Here is a 24693-nt window from a genome sequence, read left to right as displayed (position 1 = left end):
CCGCTGTGATGAGAATGTGAAGGCCTTTTACGAGGCTCTGGTAGCTCGCGGCAAGAAGAAAATGCAAGCCATCGGAGCGGTGATGCGCAAATACCTGACCGGGTTATGGGCGTGCATGCGTTCTGGAAAAGAATTTGATACGGCCAAGCTTTTCAGCGAAAAACATCTCGCGAAAGCTTGACCGTGAACAGAGTATCTACAGCTTGGCGTGAACCGGTCAGGCCGGGACTTCGTCGAGCATCAGGCGCTGGCGCACCACGTCGACCAGCTTGTCCGGCTGGAACTTGGAGAGGAAATTGTCGCAACCGACTTTTTTCACCATCGAGTCGTTGAAGCTGCCCGACAATGACGTGTGCAGCACCACGTACAAGCCGCGCAGGCGGGGGTCATTGCGGATCTCGGTGGTCAGGCGATAGCCGTCCATTTCCGGCATTTCTGCATCGGTGAAGACCATCAGCAGTTTCTCGGTCATGTCCACGCCGCTGTCGGCCCAGGCCTTGAGCATGTTCAAGGCCTTCAAGCCGTCGCTGGCGATGTGCATCTTCACGCCCAACTGCCCCAGGGTATCGCGCAACTGCGCCAGGGCCACGTTCGAGTCATCCACCAACAGCACTTCGCGACCACGGGCGCGTTCGAGCAGCGGATCCTCGAGTTTTTCGCGGGAAACCTTGGCGCTATACGGGACGATCTCGGCCAGGACCTTCTCGACGTCGATGATTTCCACCAGTTGATCATCGACCTTGCTGATGGCCGTCAGGTAGTGCTGGCGACCGGCGCTGCTCGGCGGTGGCAGGATGGCTTCCCAGTTCATATTGACGATGCGGTCCACGCCGCCGACCAGGAAGGCCTGCACCGAGCGGTTGTACTCGGTGACGATAATCGTACTGCCAGGGCCCGGCACCAGCGGGCGCATCCCGATGGCCTGGGACAGGTCGATCACCGGCAGCGTCTGGCCACGCAGGTTGACCACGCCACAGACAAAAGGATGGCGCTGGGGCATCAGCGTCAACTTCGGCAGTTGCAAGACTTCCTGCACCTTGAAGACGTTGATCGCGAACAACTGCCGTCCGGCGAGGCGGAACATGAGAATTTCCAGGCGATTCTCACCCACCAATTGCGTGCGCTGGTCTACCGTGTCGAGAATGCCGGCCATCAATGACTCCTGGTCTTGTTCGGATGAATTCACTTAAGGAAGGTTATCGGCTGTTTTTGCCGAAGCTTGACCCTCGCTAAAATGCCACGCGAAAGCATTGATGTCACATTAGCATCATGCTTTACTGGCGCAGTCATTAAATCGGCTGCCCTTCTGTGCCACGCGACCACCGTTCACGTGAAAGGTTCCCTTGCGTAAGGGATTCCCCTATCAACAATCAGGTGCAACCTGATATTCGCAATATCCAATAGCCATTAATGTGACGCCATTCTCATTGCATGAATGGAGTCAGGCTTTTGTGTGCGATCGCCAGTAAGTGGTTAACCACCCTCTCGTGCTCCCCAGCCTGCCTCCGGGCCAGCCGACGCTCGTTCCCCCGACGACTCGGTCATGCCGGGGTCCCGACCGCCCTCGTCGACACACACGCTATCCCCTCATTTCACATGACGTTGTGGAGATAAGTATGCCGAACGATCGTAAAGAGTGGGCCCAGCGCCTCCCGGAGTTTCTCATCGAGGCCGAAACGCTCCTGGCCAAGACCGAGGAATGCCTGAGTCATCTGCAGTTGATCAGCAATGACAAGGACGCCATCGACTGCATGCTCAGCACGCTACTCAAGCTGGCCAACAAGGCGGACGCCCTGGCATTGGCGGCCGTGTCGGAATTTTCCCTGCACATCCACGGCCTGCTCAATCATGCGCAGAACACGATGAGCCTGCATGACGAGGCACTGAATGCCCTGAAAGACTGCCTCACGCTGATCGCCTGGCAACTTGAGCTCATCGACCAGACCACCGGGCAACTTAGCCTCGACGACAGCGAACAGGCCACCCTGATCGAAGCCTTTGCCTTCCAGGTTGGGCAAAGCCGGTTTCAGATCCCGGTCAACTCCAAGCCGTTTACGCTCGTAGCCTACTCGGAACGGGCCTGAACTTACCCAACTACGCCAACTGGCATCAGGTTATCAATAGCGCGCTGACAATTGAGTGCGCGCATGTCGCTAATGAATATTTCATAGCTATAAACGACATATCCAAATAAACGTGAATGTCTATCGGAAATCGTTTCGCCCACGGTGCGTAAGGTATTGCCTGATGTCCGCACCGATATATGCCATTGCCTTGGCGGGGCAAAACAACTCCACTTTTTCCGTTATGGAACCATCGTCCAGATACCGAATTTCCTGACTTCGCGGACATCCATGCAAACGCGACCACTGGAAACTAAGGTGCTACTATGCCGCTTGTTTAATTGACGCCAATAAGTGGCAGTGTGATAGCTCAGCCAAGTTTTGGCGGGTTTCTCCAACCAAAAGTACACCCCGTTGAAGTCGAAGCATCCTATAAAAAAACACCGACCTGTCAGCCAGCCTGAACGGTCTGCCCGCAGCGAACACCCATTGGCTCCATCCGCTATGTACGCCAGCCTCAAGTCAATCGCCACGTGGCCACCCTCCCGAGAAAATGCACGCACATTCACCTTGTTGCTGTGCGTCTGCTCGACCGTCGGCAATGTGCTGGCCTTTGCTTTAGCCATGCCGCTGCCCCCCGCTTTGCTAGTGCTTAACATCGCGGCCCTGACCAGTGTTGCCGTGCAATATCGCCTTTCGCGCAAGTCGATCAAGTTCCAGCCACAAGAACTGGCCGACCGCTTGCTACAGGTCCAGGAAAACGAGCGCCATCGCCTCAGCCGTGAACTGCATGACGACATCGGTCAATTGCTGACGGCCGCCAAGCTGCAAAGTGACTGGCTCAAGCGCCGGATGCCCGAAGAGCTCCAGGGGCAATGTTCGGTTCTGTGCGACACGCTGGAAGAAACCCTGGCCAAAGTTCGTGACGTATCCGCCATTCTCAACCCGAGGCAGTTGACCAGCCTTGGGCTCGAAGCCAGTCTGCGCGGGCACCTGCTCAAGACCCTGGCCAACACTCCGGTGCACTGGAGCCTGGAATGCCAGCAACGCCTGACCGGCATACCCGAGGAAATGGCCGTGGCAGCGTTCCGGATCACCCAGGAAGCGGTGACCAACATCCTGCGACATGCCCAGGCGAAAAACCTGCTGGTGAGCCTGCAGCGTCTGCCACAAGGCCTGATGTTGCAGATTCGCGATGACGGCCTGGGTTTCGCGCCCGCGACCGACCCTGGGCGCGAAGGGCAACGCGGTATGGCCGGGATGTCCGAACGGATCGATCAACTGGGCGGCACCCTGACCGTGACCAGCGAGCCGGGCAAAGGTACACACATCGAAGCTCTTTTTCCTTGGGCGCCCCGTGCGCTCGAACGGGCCAGTTCGAATAAGGTTATGCATTGACTTGTAATTTACTACTGGTGGATGACCACTCGCTGATCAGGGCTGGCGTGCGAGCCCTGGTAATGGACCTGCCCGGCTACGCCGTCATCGGTGAGGCCAATGACGGCTCGCAACTGCTCGAAATGGTCGGGCACCTGTCCCCCGATATCGTCCTGCTGGATATTTCGATGCGCCAGACCGGCGGCCTCGAAGCCTTGCAGGAGCTCAAGCGAGTGCGCCCGCAGAGCAAGGTGCTGATCCTGTCGATGCACACCGACCCGGCCCTGATCATGCAAGCGCTGGAGTCCGGTGCCCATGGCTACCTACTCAAGGACACCACGGCAACCGAACTCGAACATGCGCTGGAGGCCCTGCGTAACAACGAGCGCTATCTGAGCCCGGCCATTGCGCACACGGTGATTAACCAGGCACTCAACCGAAACCAGAAGCACCAGCCCGAAGCTGCCGACTCGCACAACCTGACGGCACGCCAGCTGGAGATCCTGCGGTTGATCGTGCGTGGTAAGTCCACGCGCGAGATCGCCAACGGCCTGGGGTTAAGCGTCAAGACTGTCGAAACCCACCGTTCGCAGATCATGAAACGCCTGCAGATCTACGATGTGGCCGGCCTTGTGCTGTTTGCCGTGCGTGAGCAAATCATCAGCCTTGATGACTAGACGGCTCATTGGCGCGTAACAGCGGCGAATCTGCCGGCAAGTGCACGAACAACGCCGCGGGTCGCACCGAAAACCGCAGGTTGTCACCTTGCAGCGGTTCCCCGTCAAGGTTGATGTAAAGCCCCTCGGAGACCTTGATCTCGACCCACGGCAGGCGCGCCCGGACGAACAGGCTGTCGATGCCGAAGCCTTCGGTCAGCAGGTTTTTCAAGGTCCCGACCACCTCCTGCGGTGCCGGCAGGATGCTGATATCCAGCAAGCCGTCATCGACCAGCGCCTGCGGGCACAGTGCTCGCCCACCCCCGGCTTGCCGGCCATTGCCGATGCCCAGCGCCAGCAGATCGCCGCTCCAGTGAAAATCCGGCCCGTGCAAGTCGCCATAGGCGGTGTGCAATTCGTTGAAGCGTGACAGGCCGGTGAACAGATAAGCGGCCCCACCCAGGATTTTCTTCAGGTCTTCCGAGGTGTTCGCCGTTACATGACTGCCAAATCCGCCCGTGGCCATGTTCAGGAATACCTGCCCGCCCACCTCCCCCAGATCAATCGCCGTCGGCACGCTGTCCAGCAAAGCCAGCGCCTGCTCGGGCTCCAGGGACACACCCGCGGCACGCGCGAAATCATTGGCGGTGCCCAGTGGCATCAGCACCAGGCTGGCCTTTGTAGCGAGTTCCGCCATGGCCTCGGCGATATCGCGCAGGGTGCCATCGCCACCTCCGGCAATGATCTGCCGATAGCCGGCCGCCAACGCTTCGCCCACCAGCCGCTGCGCATCCCCGGCTTCCCAAGTCAATCGAACCGCCAGCTCCCAACCTTGCTTACGTCGTTGTTCGACGGCGGTGCGGACCGCCTCGTTGAGCGCCTGTTTGCCATGCAGGATCAATAGCGCCTTGCGTTCGCTCATTACCTCACTCCCGGTTTGAATGACCTCTGGAAGATGTTGACCGCCCAGCCCCTGCCAAAAGTCGCCAGAAAACAATTTTTTTACAGAAGAAGGTCTTGCGCCCTGCAAGTCAGGACTTTTCTTACAAAACGTGAGGAATCGGCTCAATTGACCGGGAATCTGAATTGGGGGACCGTGGGCTACGATTTTCAGTCATCAGCAAGACATCACAAGGACGTGCCATGCAAAGCCAAAACCTCGGATCACCGGCCCTTTCGGTCTTGCCGCTCACAGTTTCTCGTGCGGACCCTCGGGCTGAATCCAGCGATCGCCAAAAAGCCACGGGAGTAGTCAATATGGAACCTCGCGTTACCGAGCTGGAAACACACCTCAAGTACATCCGCCGGGACATGGAAGAAGTTCGCGGTGACGTCAAATCCATCAAGCACAGGCTGGCCTATTCCGCCGGCGGCACAGCGGTGGTTCTTGGGCTGCTGGGCTGGATCGCCAATAGCCGGTTCGAACAGGTTATTTCACTGCTGCTGGCGCATTGAGTTGCCCTGCACACAAAACCCGGTCAATCGACCGGGTTTTGTGTGACACAGCCACTGAAAGTTCAGCCCAACACTTCACTCAATGGAATGAAGAAAACACTGTCGCCCTGGACCAGCGTGCAATCTTCCAGTACTTCGACCAGCCCATCAGCCCAGGCAGCGCTGCGCAGCACCCCTGAACTCTGGTTTTTGTAGATCGTTGCCTTGCCGTTTTCCAGCCGGCCACGCAAATACTCACGCCGATTGCCTGGCACTGGCCAGTCGAACCCTGCCTGCACCTGCACCTTTAGCGGATCAACGTCGGCCACACCCTGGCGGCGCAGGAGATAAGGCCGGGTCAACAATGCGAACGTCACGAGGGTCGACGCCGGATTGCCTGGCAAGCCAATCACCGGCACCCCGCGAAAATGTCCGAATGTCAGCGGTTTGCCCGGTTTGATGGCCAGTTTCCACAACGTCAGTTCGCCTTCCTCACGCAAGGCGATGCCCAGGAAATCGGCCTCGCCTACCGATACGCCACCGGTCGAGAGGACCAGGTCGACATCTTTCAACTCGCCCAATCGGGCACGGGTGGTTTCCAGATTGTCGGGAAGAATTCCTGCGTCGACGACCTCGCAGCCCAAACGCTGCAACCAGCTGCACAACAACACCCGGTTGCTGTTGTAGATCTGCCCCGGCCCCAGTGGCTGCCCCGGCTCGATCAATTCGTCGCCAGTGGACAACACCGCCACGCGCACTTTACGAACCACCTCCAGCTCAGCGCAGCCTAACGAGGCGGCCAACCCTTGCTCGATGGGGCCCAGTCGGGTACCCGCCGGCAGAATCAGTTCGCCGACGATGGTTTCCTGGCCTTGCGGGCGGATGTTCTGGCCTGGGGTCATGCTTTCGGTGAAGCGTATTCGCTCATTCGCCTGAACCTCGGCGTTTTCCTGCATCTCGACGCAATCAGCCCCGGCGGGAACAGGTGCCCCGGTGAAAATGCGCGCACAGGTGCCTGGCTGCAGTGGTTCAGGCGCCTGGCCAGCGAAGACTTTCTGACTGACCGCCAACGGCTCGCCCGTCCAGTCAGCGACGCGCAAGGCATAACCGTCCATGGCGCTGTTGGGCCACGGCGGCAGGTCAAGCGTCGAGACCAGGTCTTGTGCCAGGACACGTCCCTCGATCTGCGCCAACGGCAAGCGTTCACGCTCGACAATCCTTGAGGTTTCAGCCATTTCCAGCAATCGGGCCAACGCCTGCTCGACAGGCATCAGGCTGCCGGTCTTGCCCGGCTTACCCACGGGATTCACAAGGCTCTGCCTGTTTCAAATGGGGTACGAAATTGCACGGGCGATGGCGCGAATCCAGTTGCTCAGCCAGTATGCCGTCCCATCCCGTACGCACGGCATTGGTCGACCCTGGCAAGCAGCAAACCAGCGTGCCATTGGCCAAACCAGCCAGTGCGCGGGACTGTACGGTCGAGGTGCCGATATCGGCTACCGAGATCTGGCGGAACAGTTCACCGAATCCATCGACCTGCTTGTCCAGCAGGCAACTGACGGCTTCCGGGGTGCTGTCACGCCCGGTAAAGCCCGTGCCGCCGGTGATCAGCACAACCTGCACGACATCGTCGGCAATCCAGTTGGCAACTTGCGCGCGAATTTTGTAGAGGTCATCTTTGAGCAACACCCGCGCAGCCAGGTAATGGCCGGCGGCGGTCAAGCGGTCGACGAAGACCTGGCCGGAGGTGTCGGTTTCCAGGGTGCGGGTATCGCTGACAGTCAGCACGGCAATGTTCAGCGGTGCGAAAGGTACATCAGCCTTGGCTTTCATAGGCTCGTCCAGTTGTAGGAGAAACAGCCCGGTGTTATATCACAGCGCTCGGTTTTTTCGCCGCCCCCATGGAGACTTGCCATGAACCCGAACACCCCCTTGCCACCCTGCTCCATCCTGCTCCTGGCGGGCGGGCGCGGCCAACGTATGGGTGGGCAGGATAAAGGCTTGCTGCAATGGCGCGGCGAGCCGTTGATTGCACACTTGCATCGCATGAGCCGCCCGCTGACCGATGACCTGATCATCTCCTGCAATCGCAACCTTGAAAAGTACGCGCCCTACGCCGACCAATTGGTGCACGATGACGAGAGCGGCTTCCCCGGTCCGCTGGCGGGTATTCGTGCCGGCCTGAAAGCAGCTCGCCATGCTCACATGCTGGTCTTGCCCTGTGACGTACCAGGCATTGACGCGCAGTTGATCGACGACATGCGCAACGCCGCCAACCTGCAGCCGGACAAGCCATTGATGGTGTGGCACGACGATCATTGGGAGCCGTTGTTGTGTGTGATTCCGGTCGCACACAGGGCCGTGTTCGAAAGTGCCTGGCACGAAGGGGAACGCAGCCCTGGACGGGTGATGCGCAAGCTCGGTGCGACAGCGCTGCGATGCCGCGACCAAGATCCGAGACTGGCCAATCTCAACACCCCGGAACTGTTAAACGGTCATCCACCACAACCAGGCTGAGATTAGTCAGGAACTTGCACGGACGGTGCACGTCTCACACTCAGTAACCAAAGAATTCTAATTCGGAGACACACTCATGACTCAACGGACCCTCGCCACTTTCATGCTCGCACTCGGCCTCGCCACCCTCGCCGGTTGCGCTTCGCCTACAGTGATCACCTTGAATGACGGTCGCGAAATCCAGGCCGTCGACACGCCACAATTCGACAAGGATTCCGGCTTCTACGAATTCGAACAGCTCGATGGCAAACAGACCCGCATCAACAAGGATCAGGTTCGTACCGTCAAGGAGTTGTAATCCTGGCATCGCCGGATAGCAAAAAGCCCGCTGGATGCGGGCTTTTTCATGCCTGGAACACAGCGCTCCGGGGCAAATGCCGGATCACCATTGCAAGGTGATCTCGCTCTCGAACACTCGCGCCTGGCCCGTGACCGGGTCGATGAATTTCAACCCCTGCGCCAGCAGCTTCAAGGGCTTAGCGTAGTCGTCCTGCGCATCCTTGAGCACTTCGGGGTAAAACGGGTCATTGCAGATGCCGGCGCCCAACGCGGCCATGTGCACCCGCAGTTGATGTTTCTTGCCGGTCACCGGGTACAGGCCATAACGCCACAGCTCGCCGTGTTTCTCCCTGACTTCGATCGCGGTTTCGGTATTGCTGGTACCCGGCCCTTCCTGCATGCGGAAGAACGGCTCGCCGTCGACCAGCCGGCTTTTGTGAATCAGCGGGAACGCAAGATCAGGCAACGCGGCGGCGATGGCCTCGTAGCGTTTTTCGATCTGCCGGGTTGGAAACAACGACTGATAAGCCGAACGGCTCTGCGGGTTGGCGGAAAACAGCACCAGCCCCGCGGTATGCCGGTCGATGCGATGCAGCGGAACCAGATGCGGGTTGTCCAGGCGCCGGATCAATCGTCTCAGCAGCGTCTGCTCGACGTATTCCCCCGCAGGCGTCACCGGCAAGAAGTGGGGTTTGTCGGCCACCACCAGGTGCTCGTCGGCATACAGGATCGACTCGATCACGGGGATCGGCTTCTCATCCGGCACTTCGCGAAAATAATGAATCCGCAAACCTTCCTTGTAGGCCAGGTCAAGGCTGATTGGCATGCCCTGGCCGTCGAGAACCCGGCCACGGGCGATACGGTCCAGCCATTGTTCGCGACCGATGGCGCTGAAGTGCTCGCACAGGCAATCGAGGACGGTCTGCCACGAGCCGGGTGGCAAGTAGAGCGTGCTGGCTTGGCTGTGTGCCGCGCAAAAAGATGAAGTGGACATACGAAAGCTTAACCCTCAGTGCAGGGCGGCATTATCCAACAGCAAAGGGCATGAACCTAGAAGAGATTCCTCACGCCGAGATCGACGCGCGCGCCGCCGCTTCGGTGTAATCCTTGAGCCAGCGCAGCACATCGACTGCCTCCCAGCGAGTGGGGTCATAAAGGGCGTACAACAATCCCTGATAACCGACGACATCGAGTTGCCGGTGATAACCGGCACGTTGAAACAAGGCTTCGATTTCTGCGAAACAGGTATTGAAATGGGTTTTGTTGAAAGGCGTTTTCCCCTCGGTCACCAGGCCGTCCAGGCGCAACTCGAGGACGGCCTCGCGCACGACGTCCGGGGACATCCGGTTCACACTGCTCTTCAATTGTTCGACATTGACCACGATTCATCCCTCTCACGCCGAGGCTCGCCTGACAGTTCCCGAAAACCGGGAATGTGAAGCCAGCCACCACGAATAACTGTATACGCATACAGTATCCGATCAACAGCGAATTAGCCAAGGGGATCAATCGCAAAGTTCGACAGGCGGGACATGCCACCCACGCCAAAACCGTTCAACTGAGGAACGCCACCACTTCATCGGCACCGAACGGCCAGCCCAGTTCAGCGCCGGTATCGACCCGTCGTAGCACCGGAATACGCAGGCTATAGGCGGCAAACCAGGTTTCATCGTCAGCGATATCCACCAGTTCCACCAACAGGCCTCGCTCGACGAACTCCATCAACATGGCTTCGGCCACCTCACAGAGATGGCAGCCCAGGGTGCCGAATAACTGACATTCAGGAAGCATGAGCGCTCCACCAGAAATTGAAGCGATCATTCTAGGCCTGCCCCGAAAAACCGTCGAGCCATGGATTTGCGGGGGAGGAAAAAGCTGAATCAGTCCTGGCTCACCGCGCCGATCTTGTGGATCGACAGGTCGGCGCCGTAATACTCCTGCTCCTGGCTCAGGCGCAAGCCGTGCAGCGCCTTGATCACGCCATACACTGCAAACCCGCCGGCCAGGGCCACGGTCACGCCCAGGGCGGTACCGATCAACTGGCTGATCAGGCTGACCCCGCCCAGCCCACCCAAGGCGCTCTGGCCGAAGATGCCGCAGGCAACGCCACCCCAAACGCCGCACAGGCCATGCAACGGCCAGACACCCAACACATCGTCGATGCGCCATTTGACTTGAGCGGCGGTAAAGCACCAGACAAACAGTGCCCCCGCGACAGCGCCGGTGACCAGAGCCCCCACCGGGTGCATCAGGTCGGAACCGGCGCAGATCGCCACCAGCCCTGCCAACGGGCCGTTATGCAGAAAGCCCGGGTCATTGCGCCCGACAATCAACGCCGCTGCCGTGCCGCCGACCATGGCCATCAACGAGTTCACTGCCACCAGGCCGCTGACACCTTGCAGGGTTTGTGCGCTCATGACGTTGAAGCCGAACCAGCCGACGATCAGGATCCACGAGCCCAACGCCAAAAACGGGATGCTCGAGGGTGCGAACGCGACCAGCCGACCGTCGCGATAACGGCCGTTGCGCGGCCCGAGTAACAACACCGCCGCCAGTGCCAGCCAACCGCCCATGGCATGCACCACCACCGAGCCTGCAAAATCGTGGAACCCGGCGCCAAAGTGCGCCTGCAACCAGGCCTGTAAGCCCAGGTTGCCATTCCAGACCATGCCTTCGAAGAACGGGTAGATGAACGCGACAATCAATGCCGTGGCGCACAGTTGCGGGACAAACCGCGCACGCTCGGCAATCCCCCCGGAAATGATCGCCGGGATCGCCGCGGCAAAGGTCAGCAGAAAGAAAAACTTTACCAGCCCATAGCCATGATCGGCATTGAGTACTGCCGCCGGTTGCATGAACGTCACGCCATAGGAGATCCAATAGCCTATAAAGAAGTAGGCCAGAGTCGAAACGGCGAAGTCGCTGAGGATCTTCGACAGCGCATTGACCTGGTTTTTTTGTCGTACCGTCCCGACTTCCAGAAAGGCGAAACCGGCGTGCATGGCCAGAACCATGACCGCACCGATCAGAATGAACAGCGTGTTGGAGCTATGGACCAGGGTGTCCACAGCGCTTTGCAGGTTTTCCATGGAGTTGGCAGACCTTATGAAAAAAGCACCAAAGCAGTTCGCGATCATCTGCTCATGCACCAAGTTGCATCGTCGATTCATCAGTAGCCTGATAGCACCGAACCGCTTTGGCGCACGAGCGCCGTCCGGGCAAAATGCGCTCCAGACGTTTGCGCGAGTTTTTTTGATTGGTTTTATGGAGATCATGCCCGGCAATAGCGCGACTGCGCGTACCGGCGCACCACGACACAGCAAAAGTTGTACCAGTCATTTGTACTGAACCTTCGCCGAAGGCTCATACTCGAACACATCAGAAAGCCACTTATGGAGATTCCCCATGGCCCGCATCCAGGCAAAGACTGCTCAAGAAATCCTGATGAACGACTTTCAAACACTGGTCAGTGATACCGAACGGTTGCTGGAGCACACCGCGGCCCTGGCCGGTGACCAGGCGGACGAGTTACGCGAGCAGATTCACGACAGCCTGTTGCGAGCCCGTGAAACCCTCAAATTGACCGAAGACTCCCTGCGCGAACGCGGGCAGGCTGCGGTCACTGCCACTGAAGACTATGTCCAGGCCAACCCGTGGCAATCGGTCGGGATCGCCGCTGGCGTGGGTTTCCTGATCGGCCTGCTGGCCAGCCGGCGCTGATATGTCGATCGGTGAATCCGACCCGTCCGTGACGGGAACCAGCTCCTCATCGCGGCGCCTGGGTGCTGCTTTCCTCGGGTTGCTGCACAGCCATGTCGAATTGTTCGGCATCGAATTGCAGGAACAGAAAGCCCGCACCGTCAGCCTGTTGCTGTTCGCCGGCCTGGCCCTGGTGTTTGCCCTGCTGTTGTTGGTGGGGCTGTCGACCCTGGTGCTGATCGTGTTCTGGGACACCTATCGCCTGGCCGCCATCATCGGCCTCTGCGTGTTCTACACCCTCGCCGCCGCCTTCTGTGGCATGCGCTTGAGAGCGGCGATTTTCGATGAGTCCTCGCCCTTCCATGGCACGCTGGAAGAGCTGGCCAATGATCGGGAGCGCCTCTTGCCATGAGCTTGCCTGAACTGCCACGCAACAGCTCGCGCGCAGAAATGCGCAAGGCGCTGATCCGCCTGCGCATGGAAATGCATCGCCAGGAAATCCGCCACGAATCCGCGCAACTGCTGCAACCCTTGAAGCGCGTGCGCGGCATGACGCAAAACCTGCAGGACGGCTTCGGCATCAAACACGCGCCGCTCTGGGGCGTGGCCGCCGTCACCTTGCTCGGTTTCCTGACCGGCAAGGGTGCAAAAAGCGGAGGAGGCCTCGGTACGCTGACCCGGCTGGCCCGCCTTGGCACCACGCTGGTGCCGCTGATAAAACTGTTTGCGCAAAGCACATCGCGCAAAGACTGATCATTGGCTTGCTGGCCACATTCTTGCAGTATCGACCGGATGCGCCCCTCTATCGAGGGGCGCAATCCTGTTCGCCTACCCGGTCAACACCAAAAACAAGAATCTACTAAGGAGACCCCGTGATCGACGGGCAACCGCTCGCCTGTTTCCAGCCGTTCATCGATACCGCCACCGGCCGCATCGCCGGCGTCGAGGCGCTGGGTCGCCTGCTTCAGGCCGATGGACAAATGGCCTCGGTAGGACCTCTGTTTGCCGACCCGCGGACCCCCGCGGCCGCCCTTCGCCGACTTGACCGGCAGGTACGCGACAATGCCTTGAGCCGCCTGCACGAAGCGCCGCCCGAGTGGTTTCTGAGCCTGAACATATCCCCGCGATGGATCAGCCGTTTGCGCCCGGAACAGCCACTGCCGAGCCTCCAGCAATTGAGCCGGCACGGGATCGACCCGCAGCGCATCGTATTCGAGGTCACTGAACTGGGCGGCGATATCCAGCGCCTGGCGCAGGTGGTGGCGCGCTATCGCCAAGCCGGCGCGAGAATCGCCATCGACGATTTTGGCGCCGGGTATTCTCAGCTCGATCGCGTGCTGGCCCTGCAACCGGACATTCTCAAACTCGATATGCGCCTGTTCCAGGCCGCGGCCCTGGGAGGGCCCAGCAGTGACGTGGTCAAGGCCCTGGCACAAATGGCGGAAAAAACCGGCTGCTGGATCATTGCCGAAGGCGTGGAAACCGAAGCTCAGCTGAATTTTGCGCTGGAATGCGGTTCACGCTACGTCCAGGGCTTTCTGTTTTGCACGGCACGCAACTGACCCCGAACCTTGAATGGCGCAACAACCGCTGGGAGGCTGACAATCGTTACCTGGGCCACAACTGGTCCTGGCGCCCGTACTTTTATCACTTGCTGGCGGAGGGCTGGGAGGAGCGCCGCCTCACGCTTTCGAGCATCTATCGCGACGGCACCAGCAACCAATATTGCCTGACCGCCGGGCAGTTTTTCGACAACGGTGAACGCCTGCTGCTCATCGACATCGACGCTGCCGGGTTGTAGTTCCGCTTGCAGGTGCCGACGCGAAACGGGAAGCTAGGCCTTCAGTCACCTGACGGAGAGACCTCGCCTTGGATTGGCAAACCCTGCTCACCCGCGAACGCCTCGGAAAACCTCTGCACAGCCCTGAAGAACTCGGCCGCAGCCCTTTTCACAAAGACCATGACCGGATCATCTTCTCGGGGGCTTTCCGTCGCCTCGGGCGCAAGACACAGGTCCATCCGGTATCCAGCAACGATCACATTCATACGCGCCTGACCCACTCGCTGGAAGTCAGTTGCGTTGGCCGTTCGCTGGGCATGCGCGTCGGCGAAACCATCCGCGGCGCCCTGCCCGACTGGTGCGAACCCAGCGACCTGGGAATGGTGGTGCAATCGGCCTGCCTGGCCCATGACATCGGCAACCCGCCTTTCGGCCATTCCGGCGAAGACGCGATCCGTCACTGGTTCCAGCAGGCTGCGGGTCGTGGCTGGCTGGATGCAATGAGTGAAGCCGAGCGCAATGACTTCCTGAACTTCGAAGGCAATGCCCAGGGCTTCCGGGTGCTTACCCAGCTTGAGTATCACCAGTTCGACGGCGGTACCCGACTGACCTACGCCACGCTTGGCACCTACCTTAAGTATCCGTGGACAGCCAGGCACGCCGACTCGCTGGGCTACAAGAAACACAAGTTCGGTTGCTATCAGTGCGAGCTGCCCCTATTGGAACAGATCGCCCAAAAACTCGGCCTGCCACAGCTGGAAGAGCAGCGCTGGGCCCGGCATCCGCTGGTGTACCTGATGGAGGCCGCCGACGACATTTGCTACGCGCTGATCGATCTGGAAGACGGCCTGGAAATGGAGTTGCTGGAGTACGCCGAAGTCGAGTCCCTGCTGTTGGATCTGGTGGGCGATGACTTGCCGGAAACTTACCGCCAGCTCGGTCCCGACGATTCGCGTCGACGCAAACTGGCGATCCTGCGCGGCAAAGCCATCGAACACCTGACCAATGCCGCCGCCCGTGCGTTCGTCGAGCAGCAGGATGCGCTGCTCGCCGGCACATTACCCGGCGATCTGGTGGAACACATGCACGGTCCCGCCAAGCGTTGCGTGCTGAATGCCAAGGACATGGCGCGTAAGAAAATCTTCCAGGACAAGCGCAAGACCCTGCACGAGATCGGCGCCTATACCACGCTGGAAATCCTGCTCAACGCCTTTTGCGGGGCAGCGCTGGAACAACACAATGGCCGTACCCCCTCGTTCAAGAGTCGCCGCGTCCTTGACCTGCTGGGCAACAGTGCACCGGATCCCCACGGCCCGTTGCACACTTCGTTTTTGCGCATGATCGACTTTATCGCCGGCATGACCGACAGCTATGCCAGTGACATGGCCCTGGAGATGACCGGCCGCGCCCGACATTGAGGTATGTGTCGATTGATCAGCCATTACGCTGCACGTTATGGCTGATCAACCCTTCAACCTCCAACAACACTCAAGCCTCGTCGAATCGCCCTACAGCACATGGCGAGTTGAACTGATCGCTTGCCCGTCACGCTCGCGAAACAATCGCCCTTCTTTCTGTTCGACAGACGAAGTGTGCCCATGGCCGAAAACGATCTACGCATCCTCGTGGTGGAAGACCACCCTTTCCAGCTGATGGCCACGCAATGCCTGCTGGAAAGTTATGGCTTCAGCCGCTTGACGACCACCGACAGCGCCAAGGGCGCCATGCAGCAGATGCTCGGCGCTGTACAACCGTTCGATGTGCTTTTATGCGACCAATGCCTGCCTGACCTGTCAGGACTTGACCTGGTCAGGTTCGCCAGCCAGCGAGGGCTGATCAGGCAGGCGATTCTTTTGAGCAGCCTGACCACCATTGAACTGGATGTGCTTGAAAAAGTGGCCGCCGAACATGGCCTGCCCTTGTTGGGTTACTTGATCAAGCCGTTGAAACAATCTGAATTTATAAACTTATTGATTACTTCATCACTACAAGACAATGGAGTCGAAAAATACACAGCGAAAAACTTACAGAGACCGCCGTTTTAAACCGCCTCTGAAGACGGTATTTCTTCGAGCTTCCTAATATGAAACCCAGTTACCCCGTAGTCCCATTCTTCTTAATCTGTAGGACTTCTCCTATATTGCCGCTACAGCCCGGTCAGTTCATGCGCCCCCTCAAGTATCTGAGCTAAGGTGCGCGCTTTATTGTGAGCTCGCATGGGACTTGATTATGAACTCCGTTTTTATTGTCGACGATCACCCTGTTATCCGCCTTGCCGTTCGAATGTTGCTGGAGCATGAAGGTTACAAAGTCGTCGGCGAAACGGACAATGGGGTCGACGCCATGCAAATGGTCCGCGAATGCATGCCGGACCTGGTCATTCTCGACATCAGCATCCCCAAGCTGGACGGCCTGGAAGTGCTGTCTCGATTCAATGCCATGAGCAACCCGCCCAAGACCCTGGTACTGACAGCACAGTGTCCGACACTCTTCGGTATTCGCTGCATGCAATCGGGTGCATCGGGCTATGTCTGTAAACAAGAGGACATCAGCGAGCTGGTGAGTTCCATAAAAGCGGTCTTTTCGGGTTACAACTATTTCCCCAGTGAGGCCTTGAACCCCGTCCACGGAGATGAAACACGCTGTATCGAACTGGAACTGTTCAAAACCGTCAACGATAGAGAGTTGATGGTATTGCAACTGTTTGCCCAAGGTCGCACGAACAAGGAGATTGCCAAGGGCATGTTCCTGAGCAATAAAACTGTGAGCACCTACAAAAAACGCCTCATGCAAAAACTCAAGGCCAAGTCCCTTGTTGAACTTATCGAGATGGCAAAACGTAACGCACTGGTGTGAGAATCTCGATGCCCAGTCGTTTGATGGCCTACCTGATTAAAGTGACCGCAGGTCTATGCGTGAGCACCACGTTGTTCGCAGCAGCGGACCGCGAACACTACACGCTGCTGAGCCGTTCGAAGGCCGGGGCGCTGGAGGTTCGACTGGATGAATCGCAACGGCAATGGATACAACAAAAGCATCACCTGACCCTCGGTACGTCGGCGCCGGACTACCCGCCGTTCGACCTGACCACCAGCGGCCATGACTATGAAGGTTTTACCGCCGATTACGCCGGCCTTCTCGGAAAAACAACCGGCTTGCCCGTCACGGTTCAGCGCTACGAAAGTCGCGGGGCCGCGATCGCCGCCCTGGAAAACGGTGAAGTCGATTTGCTCGGCACGGCCAATGGGTTCGAGGCTGGTAATCCTGAAATCGCCTTGTCCATCCCCTATGCCGTCGACCAACCCGTGCTGGTGACCCGCGAAGGGGAAACCCGTTCCCTCACCGAGGGCCTGGCCGGGTTGCGCCTGAGCATGGTCTATCACTATCTGCCGCTGCCCGAAGTCAAAGCGTTGTACCCGAAGGCCATCATTACTTCCTACCCCTCTTACCAGAACGCAATCAACGCCGTAGCCTTCGATCAGGCGGACGTGTTTCTCGGTGACACCATTTCAACGCACTACATGATCAACAAGGGCTATTTGAACAACATCCGCATGGCCAATTTCGGCAAGCATGAAGCCCATGGCTTCAGTTTTGCGGTGAACAGGAATACCCCCGAACTGCTCGGCATCATCAACGCGATGATCCTGGCCATTCCTTCCAGTGAACGGGAAAACATCGCCAAGCGCTGGAGCGCCGGCAGCGACATTTTGCTGACCGATCAAAAACTGCAACTGACTGACCGCGAAGAACGCTGGCTGACCCAGCACCCGATCGTGCGTGTGGTGGTCAATGAGGCGTTTGCGCCCCTGACGTTTTTCGACAGCAATGGCAACTTTCGCGGAGTGACGGCCGATCTGCTTGAGCTGATAAGACTGCGCACCGGCCTGCGCTTCGACATCCGCCGCAGCCGAAGCGATGACGAGATGATCGAACAGGTCAACGACAACAAGGCCGATGTAGTCGCCGCCCTGCTACCCAGCGCCCAGCGTCAGGTTCGATTGAACTTTACCCGGCCCTTTCTGGAAAACTCCTACGTCCTGTTGACCCGCAAGGCTGCCGACAGCCCGACCAACCTCGAACAATTGCAGGACAAGCGCCTGGCCATCGCCCGCGGCAACCCACTGCTGGATTACTTGCGCAAAACATTTCCGCGGATCAGGCTGATCGAAACCGCAGACACCTTCAGCGCCGTCGAACTGCTCGCCGAAGGCCAGGCCGAGGGCGCCGTAAACTCATTGGTCATCGCCAACTACTTCATTTCCTCGCGACTGTTCGAACACACGATGCAAATCAGCACTACCATCGGCACCGAGCAAGCGGCTTTTTCCCTGGCCACGGCACGAGGTGCCAAGGAACTCAACGCCATTCTCGACAAGGCGTTACTGAGCATCTCGCCGGAAGAACTGGGCATCATCAACAGCCGCTGGCGTGGCTATTCGGCGTCGTCACAAAGCACCTGGCGCAACTACCAAAGGCTGTTCTACCAGATCGTCATCGGTGCAGGCCTGCTGTTGCTGATGTCCATTGCGTGGAATGACTACATGCGACGCCAGATCAAGCAACGCAAGGCGGCCGAGCGGGCGCTGAACGATCAATTCGAGTTCATGCGCTCGTTGGTCAACGGCACACCGCACCCGATCTATGTGCGTGATCGCCAGGGGCTGCTGCAAAGTTGCAATGACAGTTACCTGCAGGCGTTCAGCGCCAGGCGTGAAGACGTCATTGGCAAAAGCGTGATGCAGGGGTCGATGAGCAATGTATTCGAAGCCCGCGAGTACCAGGCCGACTACCAGCGCGTGGTGGCTGAGGGGCGCCCGTTGATCGTCGACCGCGAGCTGCATATCGGTGACCGGCGACTGACGATCTATCACTGGATCCTGCCTTATCGCGATTCCAGTGCCACCGTGCAAGGCATTATCGGCGGCTGGATCGACATCAGCGAACGGCGGCAACTGCTCGATGACTTGCGATGCGCGAAAGAGCACGCCGATAAAGCCAACCGCGCCAAAAGCACGTTCCTGGCGACCATGAGCCATGAGATCCGTACGCCGATGAACGCCATCATCGGCATGCTCGAACTGACCCTCAAGCGCCTCGATCAGCAGCACCCAGAGCGCCCGGCCATCGATGTGGCGTACAACTCGGCGCAGGGTCTGCTGGAGCTGATCGGCGACATCCTCGACATCGCCCGAATCGAATCCGGACGCCTGAGCCTGAGTCCGGAACGCGTCAATCCCGGTGAACTGGTGGCCTCGGTGGTGCGGATTTTCGATGGGCTGGCGCGACAGAAAGAACTTGAACTGCTGCTGGAGTTTTCACCGGCCGACCCGACCTTCGATGTCTTGCTGGACCCTTTGCGCTTCAAGCAAGTGCTGTCCAACCTGGTCAGCAATGCGATCAAGTTCAGCGAACGAGGCCGGGTACGGGTGATCGTCGAGTTGCAAGCGGCAACGCCACCTGAGCGCGTGCAAATGCGGGTACAGGTTCACGACAGTGGTATCGGGATCAGCCAACAGGATCAACTGCGCCTGTTCGAACCGTTTGCCCAGGCCGCCCAGCAATCGGCCAGGGGCGGCGCCGGATTAGGCCTGGTGATCAGCCGTAACCTGTGCGAAATGATGGGCGGCAGCCTGCAACTTCATAGCGAGCCGGGGGTGGGCACGCAGGTGGAGGTACTGCTGCATCTGGAAACGTTACCGCTGCAACCGTCAGCCCGAATTGCCGAAACGCAGATCGTCATCGCCACGACCCCGCTGAATGTGCTGGTGGTCGACGATCACTCGGCCAATCGCTTGCTCACCTGCCAGCAACTGGAGTTTCTTGGCCATCGCTTCAGCGTTGCAGCCGATGGCCAGGAAGGATTCGAGGCCTGGCAGGCGCAACCGTTTGATCTGGTGATCGCCGACTGCAACATGCCGGTCATGAATGGCTATGAGCTGGCTCGTGCCATTCGCCGGTATGAACGACAACACCCGCAAGGGCCCTGCACCCTGCTCGGCTTTACTGCCAACGCGCAACCGGAAGAGATTCAACGCTGCAAACTGGCCGGAATGGATGACTGCCTGTTCAAACCCCTGAGCCTCGGCGATTTGAGCCAATGGCTAACCGGCATCGATCCTGTCCACGCTGTCCCGCCGTTCAGTATTCATGGATTGAAACAACTGACCGGGGGCAACCCGGTGTTGAACCAGCGATTGCTCACCGAGTTGCTCAACAGCAACCGCCAGGACCTGCAAACACTGTTGTCACTCTCTCGCGCCGGGGACACTCCGGCGTTGCAGGACATTGCCCACAAAATCAAGGGTGCCGCGCGGATCGTGCAGGCCACTCGCTTGATCGAGCGCTGCGAAGCACTTGAAGTAGCCTGTCACGGCGATGTCGATAGCGAAAAAGTGGCTGAATGCTGCCGATCCATGCAGCGCGCCATGCTTGAACTGGAGCACGCATTGCTCCGGCAAATTGAGCCATCGGACGAAAGCAAAATGACAGAGCCTTAACTATGCTTGGACCCTCAGCAGTGCGTTAACCCTCAGGGAGAAACCCGCAATGCCTAACCCACTGCGCACGGACCCACGCCGGTTTCCACTGCACGTCCATATCAGCGTGATGTTCACTTTTTTATTGCTGTTGACCGGGGTCGTACTGGGCGTATTCAACTACCGGCAAACCACGCAGATCATCCTGTCCAGCAGCGAAAAACTCTTCAACCGCATTGAGCAGGATGTCCGACTCGACCTGCAAGCGACCTACGAACCCATTCGGCACCTGTTGAGCCTGCTGGCGTTGAACCCGGCGGGACAGTCCGTTGACCTGGAACAGCGCCTGGCCTTGCTCGAACCCTTCAGCCAGTCACTCGAAGACAACCCCGATCTGGCCTCGTTGTACCTGGGCTACGACAGCGGTGACTTTTTCATGGTCCGCCCGCTGCGTACCCCTGAAATGAAGGCCTTGCTCAAGGCCCCGGACACCGCGACCTACCAGGTCTGGAGTATCGAGCACGACAGCGGCGGCCAGCCCCATTCCCAGTCTTTGTTTTTCGACCGCCACCTGGCACTGCTCAGCCGCCAGGACAACCTGAACGACACGTACGACCCGCGCACCCGCGCCTGGTTTACCAGTGCCCGCAGCGACAATGACCAGATCACCACCGAGCCCTACGTGTTTTTTTCCACCCACAACGCGGGCACCACGCTCGCGCGACGCAGCGGCGACAAGGCCATCATCGGCGCCGACCTGACCCTGGCCGAACTCAGCGCGACCCTGGCCAAGCACGTCGTCACCCCCAGTACCGAAATCGTGTTGTTCGACGCCCAAGGCAATGCCATCGCCTACCCCGACAGCAACAGGCTGATTGTCGACGACCAGACCGCCCGCCTGGCCAAAGCGGCCGACCTCAGCCCCAGCCTGGGTGTGTTGCTCAAAGGCCAACAACAGGGCCGCCGCTTGAACGCCTATGGCCGGGAATGGATCGTGGCCCGCAGCAGCATGGAGGAAGGAGGACCCCAGGGGCTGCAACTGGCGCTGCTGGTTCCGGAGGATGAATTGCTCGTCGATGCCTATCGGATGCGCTGGCAAGGTGCACTCATTACCCTGGCGACGCTGCTGTTATGCGTGCCACTGGGTTGGCTGACTTCCAGGATACTGGTCAAGCCCTTGCGCGCGCTGGTGCAGGAGGCAGACGCGATTCGCAGTTTCGATTTCAACTTTCCGCTGTCCCGGCGCTCGCCTGTGCTTGAAGTCGATCAACTGGGCGTGTCGATGGGAAGGATGAAAGACACGCTGGCCAGCTTCTTCCAGATCACTGACAGCCTCAGCGCCGAAACCCGCTTTGCCCCGCTGCTGGAGCGGGTGTTGTTTGAAACCGTGAAAATCGGCCAGGCCCAGGCCGGCCTGATCTATCTGCGCGAAGGCGATGGCGAATCCATGGAGCCCCATGGGCTGGTCATCAACAACAGCACGCAAAACCTGCAATCCTTCAACGTCCGCGGGCACTCGCTCGAGGACCCGCAAAGCCCCGCTTGGCTGCACCAGTTGGCCAACGCCGACAACGTCGTCAGCAACCTCGGTTTCGATGAGGCCGGTGACCTGCAAAAAATCCTGCTCGCACTGGAATGCCCTCGGGTTCATCTGATCGGCATCCGCTTGCACAATCGCCACAACGAAACCGTGGGCCTGCTGGTATTACTGCTGGCCGACAGCGGCGAGCAAAGCGACCTGGACAAACTGCGACCGGACCGTATCGCGTTTCTCCAGGCGGTGTCCGGCGCGGCGGCCGTGAGCATCGAAAGCCAGCGCCTGCAAGCCCGGCAAAAACAGTTGCTGGACGCGTTCATTCAACTGCTGGCGGGTGCCATCGACGCCAAAAGCCCCTACACCGGCGGCCATTGCCAGCGCGTGCCGGAACTGACGCTGATGCTCGCCCAGGCTGCCGCCGACAGCCAGGAGCCGGCCTTCCGCGGCTATCAACCGACCGAGGATGAATGGGAGGCGCTGCACATTGCCGCCTGGCTGCACGATTGCGGCAAGGTCACCACCCCTGAATACGTCGTCGACAAAGCCACCAAACTGGAAACCCTGAGCGATCGGATCCACGAAATCCGCATGCGCTTCGAGGTGCTCAAGCGCGATGCCTGGATCAGCTACTGGCAGGCCATCGCCCTGGGCGGCGACGAGCCTGCGCTGGCAGCCTTGCGCGATGCCAGCCTGGCCGGTGTTGACGATGATTTCGCCTTCGTCGCGCGTTGCAATCTCGGCGGCGAGGCGATGGCCGACGCTGATCTGCAGCGCCTGCGCAGCCTGGCCCAACGCACCTGGAGCCGAACCCTGGATGACCGGCTGGGTGTGTCCTGGGAAGAAAACCGGCGCCAAAGCAGGACACCTGCCCCGTCCCTGCCAGTCAGCGAACCGCTTTTGGCGGACAAGCCCGAGCACCTGTTCGAACGCAACGAAAACGAAGTGATACCGCCGGACAATCCACTGGGTTTCAAACTCGACGTACCCGCGCACAAATACAACCGGGGCGAGCTGTACAACCTGTGCATTGTCCGCGGCACCCTGACCAGCGAAGAGCGTTATGTCATCAACAACCACATCGTGCAGACGATCCTGATGCTCAACCACCTGCCGTTCCCCGCGCATCTGCGCAGCGTCGCGGAAATCGCCGGTGGGCATCATGAGAAAATGGACGGCAGCGGTTACCCGAAACGCTTGAAACGCGAAGAGATGAGCCTGCCGGCGAGGATGATGGCGATTGCCGATATTTTCGAAGCGTTAACGGCGGCCGACCGCCCCTACAAAAAAGCCAAGACCTTGAGCGAGGCGCTGGGCATCATGGCGTTCATGTGCCGTGATGCCCACATCGACCCCGAGCTGTTCGGCCTGTTCATCAAGGCGCAGATCTATCTGCAGTACGCCAGGCGCTTCCTCGACCCGCAGCAGATCGACGCGGTGGACGCCTCGAGCCTGCTGGCCAAGGCGGGACTGGCGTCTTGATCAACAGTCGGTCAGGCGCAGGAAAATTGCCGCCAGCTGCTCGATGCCGGCCTGGTCCTGTGCGCTGAAACGCGAAAGTTTCGGGCTGTCGAGGTCGAGCACACCGATCAACCGGCCGTCCTTGACCAGCGGCACGACCAGCTCGCTGTTCGACGCACTGTCGCAGGCGATGTGACCGGGAAACGCGTGCACATCTTCCACCAACTGCGTCTGCAAGGTAGCGGCTGCGGTGCCGCAAACGCCGCGACCAAACGGAATCCTCACGCACGCGATTTGTCCCTGGAACGGACCGAGTACCAGTTCTTCGTTGCGGGTGAGGTAGAAACCGGCCCAGTTCAGGTCATCAAGCTGATTGAACAGGAACGCCGAGAACTGCGCGGCATTGGCGATGAAATCCCTTTCGTCCGCCAACAAGGATTCCAGCTGCGCGTGCAGCATGCCGTAGCCTTCCAGGCCCTGGCCGCTCTTTTGTAAATCGATCATGCCTTGTGCTCCAACAGTTTCAGACCGACCCAATAACGGGCAAATTGGTAGGCGCAACGTCCATTGCGATTGCCCCGGCCGGTGGCCCAACGGACTGCCAGGATGTCCAGTTCTTCGGTGCGCTGCCACGCCAGCCCGGCCTTGGCGGCCAACTGGCCGATCCAGTGCTCGACCACATCGAGGAAGTGATCCTGGGTAAACGGATAGAACGAAAGCCACAAACCAAAGCGGTCCGACAGCGCGATCTTGTCTTCCACGGCTTCACTCGGATGCAATTCGCCGTCGACGCGTTTCCAGTTCTCGTTGTCGCTTTCCTTTTCCGGCACCAGGTGGCGACGGTTGGAGGTGGCGTACAGCAGCACGTTGTCCGGCGCCTGTTCCAGCGAGCCGTCGAGTACGCTTTTGAGTACCCGGTAATCGCCCTCGCCCGACTCGAACGACAGGTCATCGCAAAACAGCACGAAACGCTGGGGGAGCTTGGCGATCTGCTCGACCACGCGCGGCAGGTCTGCCAGGTGATCGCGTTCGATCTCGATCAAGCGCAAACCGGCCAGGGCGTGTTCGGCCAACAGGGCGCGTACCAGCGAAGACTTGCCGGTCCCCCGCGAGCCCCACAGCAAGGCGTGGTTGGCAGGCATGCCGTCGAGGAACTGTTGGGTGTTTTTGCCCAGCTGCTCGACTTGCCGGTCGACACCGATCAGGTCAGACAGACGCATGTCGAGGCTGACTTCCAGCGGCATCAGGTAACCGCCACGCGACTCGCGCTGCCAGCGCGCAGCCAGGCATTGCGTCCAGTCGATGGCCGGGCGCGGTGCCGGCAGCAGCGGTTCGATACGGGCTAGAACGGCATCGGCGCGTTCAAGAAAAGCATTCAATCGGGAATCCACGACTTCTCCTCGGGCACGTTCAC

The 24693-nt window shown here is 59.4% G+C and carries 24 protein-coding genes and 2 pseudogenes; 16 read left to right on the top strand and 10 right to left on the bottom strand.

Features of this window, described 5'->3' with window-relative positions; genetic code table 11:
- Positions 1-181 (top strand): annotated as a pseudogene (locus tag J1D76_RS22365) (IS110 family transposase); the annotation flags it as partial.
- A 36-nt stretch (positions 182-217) separates the two neighbouring features.
- Here J1D76_RS22365 and J1D76_RS22360 read toward each other — a convergent pair.
- Positions 218-1153, bottom strand: coding sequence for a chemotaxis protein CheV (locus J1D76_RS22360; protein WP_421140510.1), 936 nt, complete (start codon positions 1151-1153; stop codon positions 218-220).
- Between the two features lie 463 nt (positions 1154-1616).
- On the opposite strand from J1D76_RS22360, the gene J1D76_RS22355 reads away from it, so the two are divergent.
- The 3 genes from J1D76_RS22355 (at position 1617) to J1D76_RS22345 (ending at position 4117) form a co-directional block, all read left to right on the top strand.
- Positions 1617-2084 carry a hypothetical protein gene (locus J1D76_RS22355; RefSeq protein ID WP_421140509.1) on the top strand — a complete coding sequence of 156 codons (468 nt, stop codon included), beginning with the start codon at positions 1617-1619 and terminating at the stop codon, positions 2082-2084.
- 483 nt (positions 2085-2567) lie between these two features.
- Positions 2568-3461, top strand: coding sequence for a sensor histidine kinase (locus J1D76_RS22350; RefSeq protein WP_421140513.1), 894 nt, complete (start codon positions 2568-2570; stop codon positions 3459-3461).
- A complete protein-coding gene (locus tag J1D76_RS22345; RefSeq protein WP_421140508.1) occupies positions 3458-4117 on the top strand; it encodes a response regulator in 660 nt (219 codons plus the stop codon). The genes J1D76_RS22350 and J1D76_RS22345 overlap by 4 nt, the downstream gene beginning before the upstream one ends.
- Here the strand turns inward: J1D76_RS22345 and yegS are convergent.
- Positions 4101-5018, bottom strand: a complete 918-nt coding sequence (gene yegS / locus J1D76_RS22340) for a lipid kinase YegS (protein WP_421140507.1) — start codon at positions 5016-5018, stop codon at positions 4101-4103. The genes J1D76_RS22345 and yegS overlap by 17 nt on opposite strands.
- A gap of 221 nt (positions 5019-5239) precedes the next feature.
- On the opposite strand from yegS, the gene J1D76_RS22335 reads away from it, so the two are divergent.
- Entirely contained in the window at positions 5240-5551 is a 312-nt protein-coding gene (locus J1D76_RS22335; protein ID WP_421140506.1) for a hypothetical protein, read from the top strand.
- Positions 5552-5613: 62 nt separating this feature from the next.
- Here J1D76_RS22335 and glp read toward each other — a convergent pair whose 3' ends face one another.
- Both glp and moaB read right to left on the bottom strand, forming a co-directional pair.
- A complete protein-coding gene (gene glp, locus J1D76_RS22330) occupies positions 5614-6840 on the bottom strand; it encodes a gephyrin-like molybdotransferase Glp (RefSeq protein ID WP_421140505.1) in 1227 nt (408 codons plus the stop codon).
- On the bottom strand, positions 6824-7363 hold the full coding sequence (moaB, locus tag J1D76_RS22325) for a molybdenum cofactor biosynthesis protein B (protein WP_421140504.1): 540 nt from the start codon (positions 7361-7363) through the stop codon (positions 6824-6826). Before moaB ends, glp begins: the two co-directional genes overlap by 17 nt.
- Positions 7364-7444: 81 nt before the next feature.
- Between moaB and mobA the strand changes: the two genes are divergently transcribed.
- Both mobA and J1D76_RS22315 read left to right on the top strand, forming a co-directional pair.
- Positions 7445-8047, top strand: a complete 603-nt coding sequence (gene mobA / locus J1D76_RS22320; RefSeq protein ID WP_421140503.1) for a molybdenum cofactor guanylyltransferase MobA — start codon at positions 7445-7447, stop codon at positions 8045-8047.
- 76 nt (positions 8048-8123) lie between these two features.
- Positions 8124-8345 (top strand): YgdI/YgdR family lipoprotein, encoded by a 222-nt coding sequence (locus J1D76_RS22315; protein ID WP_007994800.1) that lies wholly within the window; start codon positions 8124-8126, stop codon positions 8343-8345.
- Positions 8346-8429: 84 nt separating this feature from the next.
- Here J1D76_RS22315 and J1D76_RS22310 read toward each other — a convergent pair whose 3' ends face one another.
- The 4 genes from J1D76_RS22310 to J1D76_RS22295 all read right to left on the bottom strand — a co-directional run bounded on the left by J1D76_RS22310 (position 8430) and on the right by J1D76_RS22295 (position 11415).
- Entirely contained in the window at positions 8430-9320 is an 891-nt protein-coding gene (locus J1D76_RS22310) for a pseudouridine synthase (RefSeq protein WP_421140502.1), read from the bottom strand.
- A 70-nt stretch (positions 9321-9390) separates the two neighbouring features.
- The gene (locus J1D76_RS22305; RefSeq protein WP_421140501.1) at positions 9391-9708 is read right to left on the bottom strand and encodes a transcriptional regulator; all 318 of its coding nucleotides are present in this window, start codon (positions 9706-9708) and stop codon (positions 9391-9393) included.
- 172 nt (positions 9709-9880) lie between these two features.
- Positions 9881-10117, bottom strand: a complete 237-nt coding sequence (locus tag J1D76_RS22300; protein WP_421140500.1) for a glutaredoxin family protein — start codon at positions 10115-10117, stop codon at positions 9881-9883.
- A gap of 89 nt (positions 10118-10206) precedes the next feature.
- The gene (locus tag J1D76_RS22295; RefSeq protein ID WP_421140499.1) at positions 10207-11415 is read right to left on the bottom strand and encodes an ammonium transporter; all 1209 of its coding nucleotides are present in this window, start codon (positions 11413-11415) and stop codon (positions 10207-10209) included.
- A 316-nt stretch (positions 11416-11731) separates the two neighbouring features.
- On the opposite strand from J1D76_RS22295, the gene J1D76_RS22290 reads away from it, so the two are divergent.
- The 9 genes and pseudogenes from J1D76_RS22290 (at position 11732) to J1D76_RS22250 (ending at position 23300) form a co-directional block, all read left to right on the top strand.
- Positions 11732-12046 (top strand): DUF883 family protein, encoded by a 315-nt coding sequence (locus J1D76_RS22290; protein WP_421140498.1) that lies wholly within the window; start codon positions 11732-11734, stop codon positions 12044-12046.
- A gap of 1 nt (position 12047) precedes the next feature.
- Positions 12048-12437, top strand: a complete 390-nt coding sequence (locus J1D76_RS22285) for a phage holin family protein (protein WP_421140497.1) — start codon at positions 12048-12050, stop codon at positions 12435-12437.
- Positions 12434-12778, top strand: coding sequence for a hypothetical protein (locus J1D76_RS22280; RefSeq protein WP_421140496.1), 345 nt, complete (start codon positions 12434-12436; stop codon positions 12776-12778). Before J1D76_RS22285 ends, J1D76_RS22280 begins: the two co-directional genes overlap by 4 nt.
- 119 nt (positions 12779-12897) lie before the next feature.
- A pseudogene (locus tag J1D76_RS22275) lies at positions 12898-13826 on the top strand (EAL domain-containing protein).
- Between the two features lie 68 nt (positions 13827-13894).
- Positions 13895-15223, top strand: coding sequence for a deoxyguanosinetriphosphate triphosphohydrolase (locus J1D76_RS22270; RefSeq protein ID WP_421140495.1), 1329 nt, complete (start codon positions 13895-13897; stop codon positions 15221-15223).
- A gap of 180 nt (positions 15224-15403) precedes the next feature.
- Positions 15404-15850, top strand: coding sequence for a response regulator (locus J1D76_RS22265; RefSeq protein ID WP_421140494.1), 447 nt, complete (start codon positions 15404-15406; stop codon positions 15848-15850).
- A 184-nt stretch (positions 15851-16034) separates the two neighbouring features.
- Entirely contained in the window at positions 16035-16661 is a 627-nt protein-coding gene (locus J1D76_RS22260; protein WP_421140493.1) for a response regulator, read from the top strand.
- An 8-nt stretch (positions 16662-16669) separates the two neighbouring features.
- Positions 16670-20305 carry a transporter substrate-binding domain-containing protein gene (locus J1D76_RS22255; RefSeq protein ID WP_421140492.1) on the top strand — a complete coding sequence of 1212 codons (3636 nt, stop codon included), beginning with the start codon at positions 16670-16672 and terminating at the stop codon, positions 20303-20305.
- 49 nt (positions 20306-20354) lie between these two features.
- The gene (locus J1D76_RS22250; protein ID WP_421140491.1) at positions 20355-23300 is read left to right on the top strand and encodes an HD domain-containing phosphohydrolase; all 2946 of its coding nucleotides are present in this window, start codon (positions 20355-20357) and stop codon (positions 23298-23300) included.
- Here J1D76_RS22250 and J1D76_RS22245 read toward each other — a convergent pair whose 3' ends face one another.
- Together J1D76_RS22245 and J1D76_RS22240 are read right to left on the bottom strand one after the other, a co-directional pair.
- Positions 23301-23783, bottom strand: a complete 483-nt coding sequence (locus J1D76_RS22245) for a GAF domain-containing protein (protein ID WP_421140490.1) — start codon at positions 23781-23783, stop codon at positions 23301-23303.
- Entirely contained in the window at positions 23780-24670 is an 891-nt protein-coding gene (locus J1D76_RS22240) for an ATP-binding protein (protein WP_421140489.1), read from the bottom strand. The genes J1D76_RS22245 and J1D76_RS22240 overlap by 4 nt, the downstream gene beginning before the upstream one ends.
- Positions 24671-24693 lie beyond the last annotated feature (23 nt).

Origin of the sequence: Pseudomonas sp. NFX15 (genome assembly GCF_049132105.1) — a bacterium.
Lineage (GTDB): Bacteria > Pseudomonadota > Gammaproteobacteria > Pseudomonadales > Pseudomonadaceae > Aquipseudomonas.
This window is presented reverse-complemented; position numbering and strand designations above follow the sequence as displayed.

Excerpts from the sequence above, each read along its gene's own strand:
- J1D76_RS22300 (WP_421140500.1), bottom strand. The coding sequence starts at position 10,117 with ATGCTTCCTGAATGTCAGTTATTCGGCACCCTGGGCTGCCATCTCTGT.
- J1D76_RS22245 (WP_421140490.1), bottom strand. The coding sequence starts at position 23,783 with ATGATCGATTTACAAAAGAGCGGCCAGGGCCTGGAAGGCTACGGCATG.
- J1D76_RS22335 (WP_421140506.1), top strand. The coding sequence starts at position 5,240 with ATGCAAAGCCAAAACCTCGGATCACCGGCCCTTTCGGTCTTGCCGCTC.
- J1D76_RS22280 (WP_421140496.1), top strand. The coding sequence starts at position 12,434 with ATGAGCTTGCCTGAACTGCCACGCAACAGCTCGCGCGCAGAAATGCGC.
- yegS (WP_421140507.1), bottom strand. The coding sequence starts at position 5,018 with ATGAGCGAACGCAAGGCGCTATTGATCCTGCATGGCAAACAGGCGCTC.
- J1D76_RS22260 (WP_421140493.1), top strand. The coding sequence starts at position 16,035 with ATGAACTCCGTTTTTATTGTCGACGATCACCCTGTTATCCGCCTTGCC.
- J1D76_RS22285 (WP_421140497.1), top strand. The coding sequence starts at position 12,048 with ATGTCGATCGGTGAATCCGACCCGTCCGTGACGGGAACCAGCTCCTCA.
- J1D76_RS22290 (WP_421140498.1), top strand. The coding sequence starts at position 11,732 with ATGGCCCGCATCCAGGCAAAGACTGCTCAAGAAATCCTGATGAACGAC.
- mobA (WP_421140503.1), top strand. The coding sequence starts at position 7,445 with ATGAACCCGAACACCCCCTTGCCACCCTGCTCCATCCTGCTCCTGGCG.
- J1D76_RS22250 (WP_421140491.1), top strand. The coding sequence starts at position 20,355 with ATGCCTAACCCACTGCGCACGGACCCACGCCGGTTTCCACTGCACGTC.
- J1D76_RS22355 (WP_421140509.1), top strand. The coding sequence starts at position 1,617 with ATGCCGAACGATCGTAAAGAGTGGGCCCAGCGCCTCCCGGAGTTTCTC.
- J1D76_RS22295 (WP_421140499.1), bottom strand. The coding sequence starts at position 11,415 with ATGGAAAACCTGCAAAGCGCTGTGGACACCCTGGTCCATAGCTCCAAC.
- J1D76_RS22315 (WP_007994800.1), top strand. The coding sequence starts at position 8,124 with ATGACTCAACGGACCCTCGCCACTTTCATGCTCGCACTCGGCCTCGCC.
- J1D76_RS22255 (WP_421140492.1), top strand. The coding sequence starts at position 16,670 with ATGCCCAGTCGTTTGATGGCCTACCTGATTAAAGTGACCGCAGGTCTA.
- J1D76_RS22350 (WP_421140513.1), top strand. The coding sequence starts at position 2,568 with ATGTACGCCAGCCTCAAGTCAATCGCCACGTGGCCACCCTCCCGAGAA.
- moaB (WP_421140504.1), bottom strand. The coding sequence starts at position 7,363 with ATGAAAGCCAAGGCTGATGTACCTTTCGCACCGCTGAACATTGCCGTG.
- J1D76_RS22310 (WP_421140502.1), bottom strand. The coding sequence starts at position 9,320 with ATGTCCACTTCATCTTTTTGCGCGGCACACAGCCAAGCCAGCACGCTC.
- J1D76_RS22265 (WP_421140494.1), top strand. The coding sequence starts at position 15,404 with ATGGCCGAAAACGATCTACGCATCCTCGTGGTGGAAGACCACCCTTTC.
- J1D76_RS22360 (WP_421140510.1), bottom strand. The coding sequence starts at position 1,153 with ATGGCCGGCATTCTCGACACGGTAGACCAGCGCACGCAATTGGTGGGT.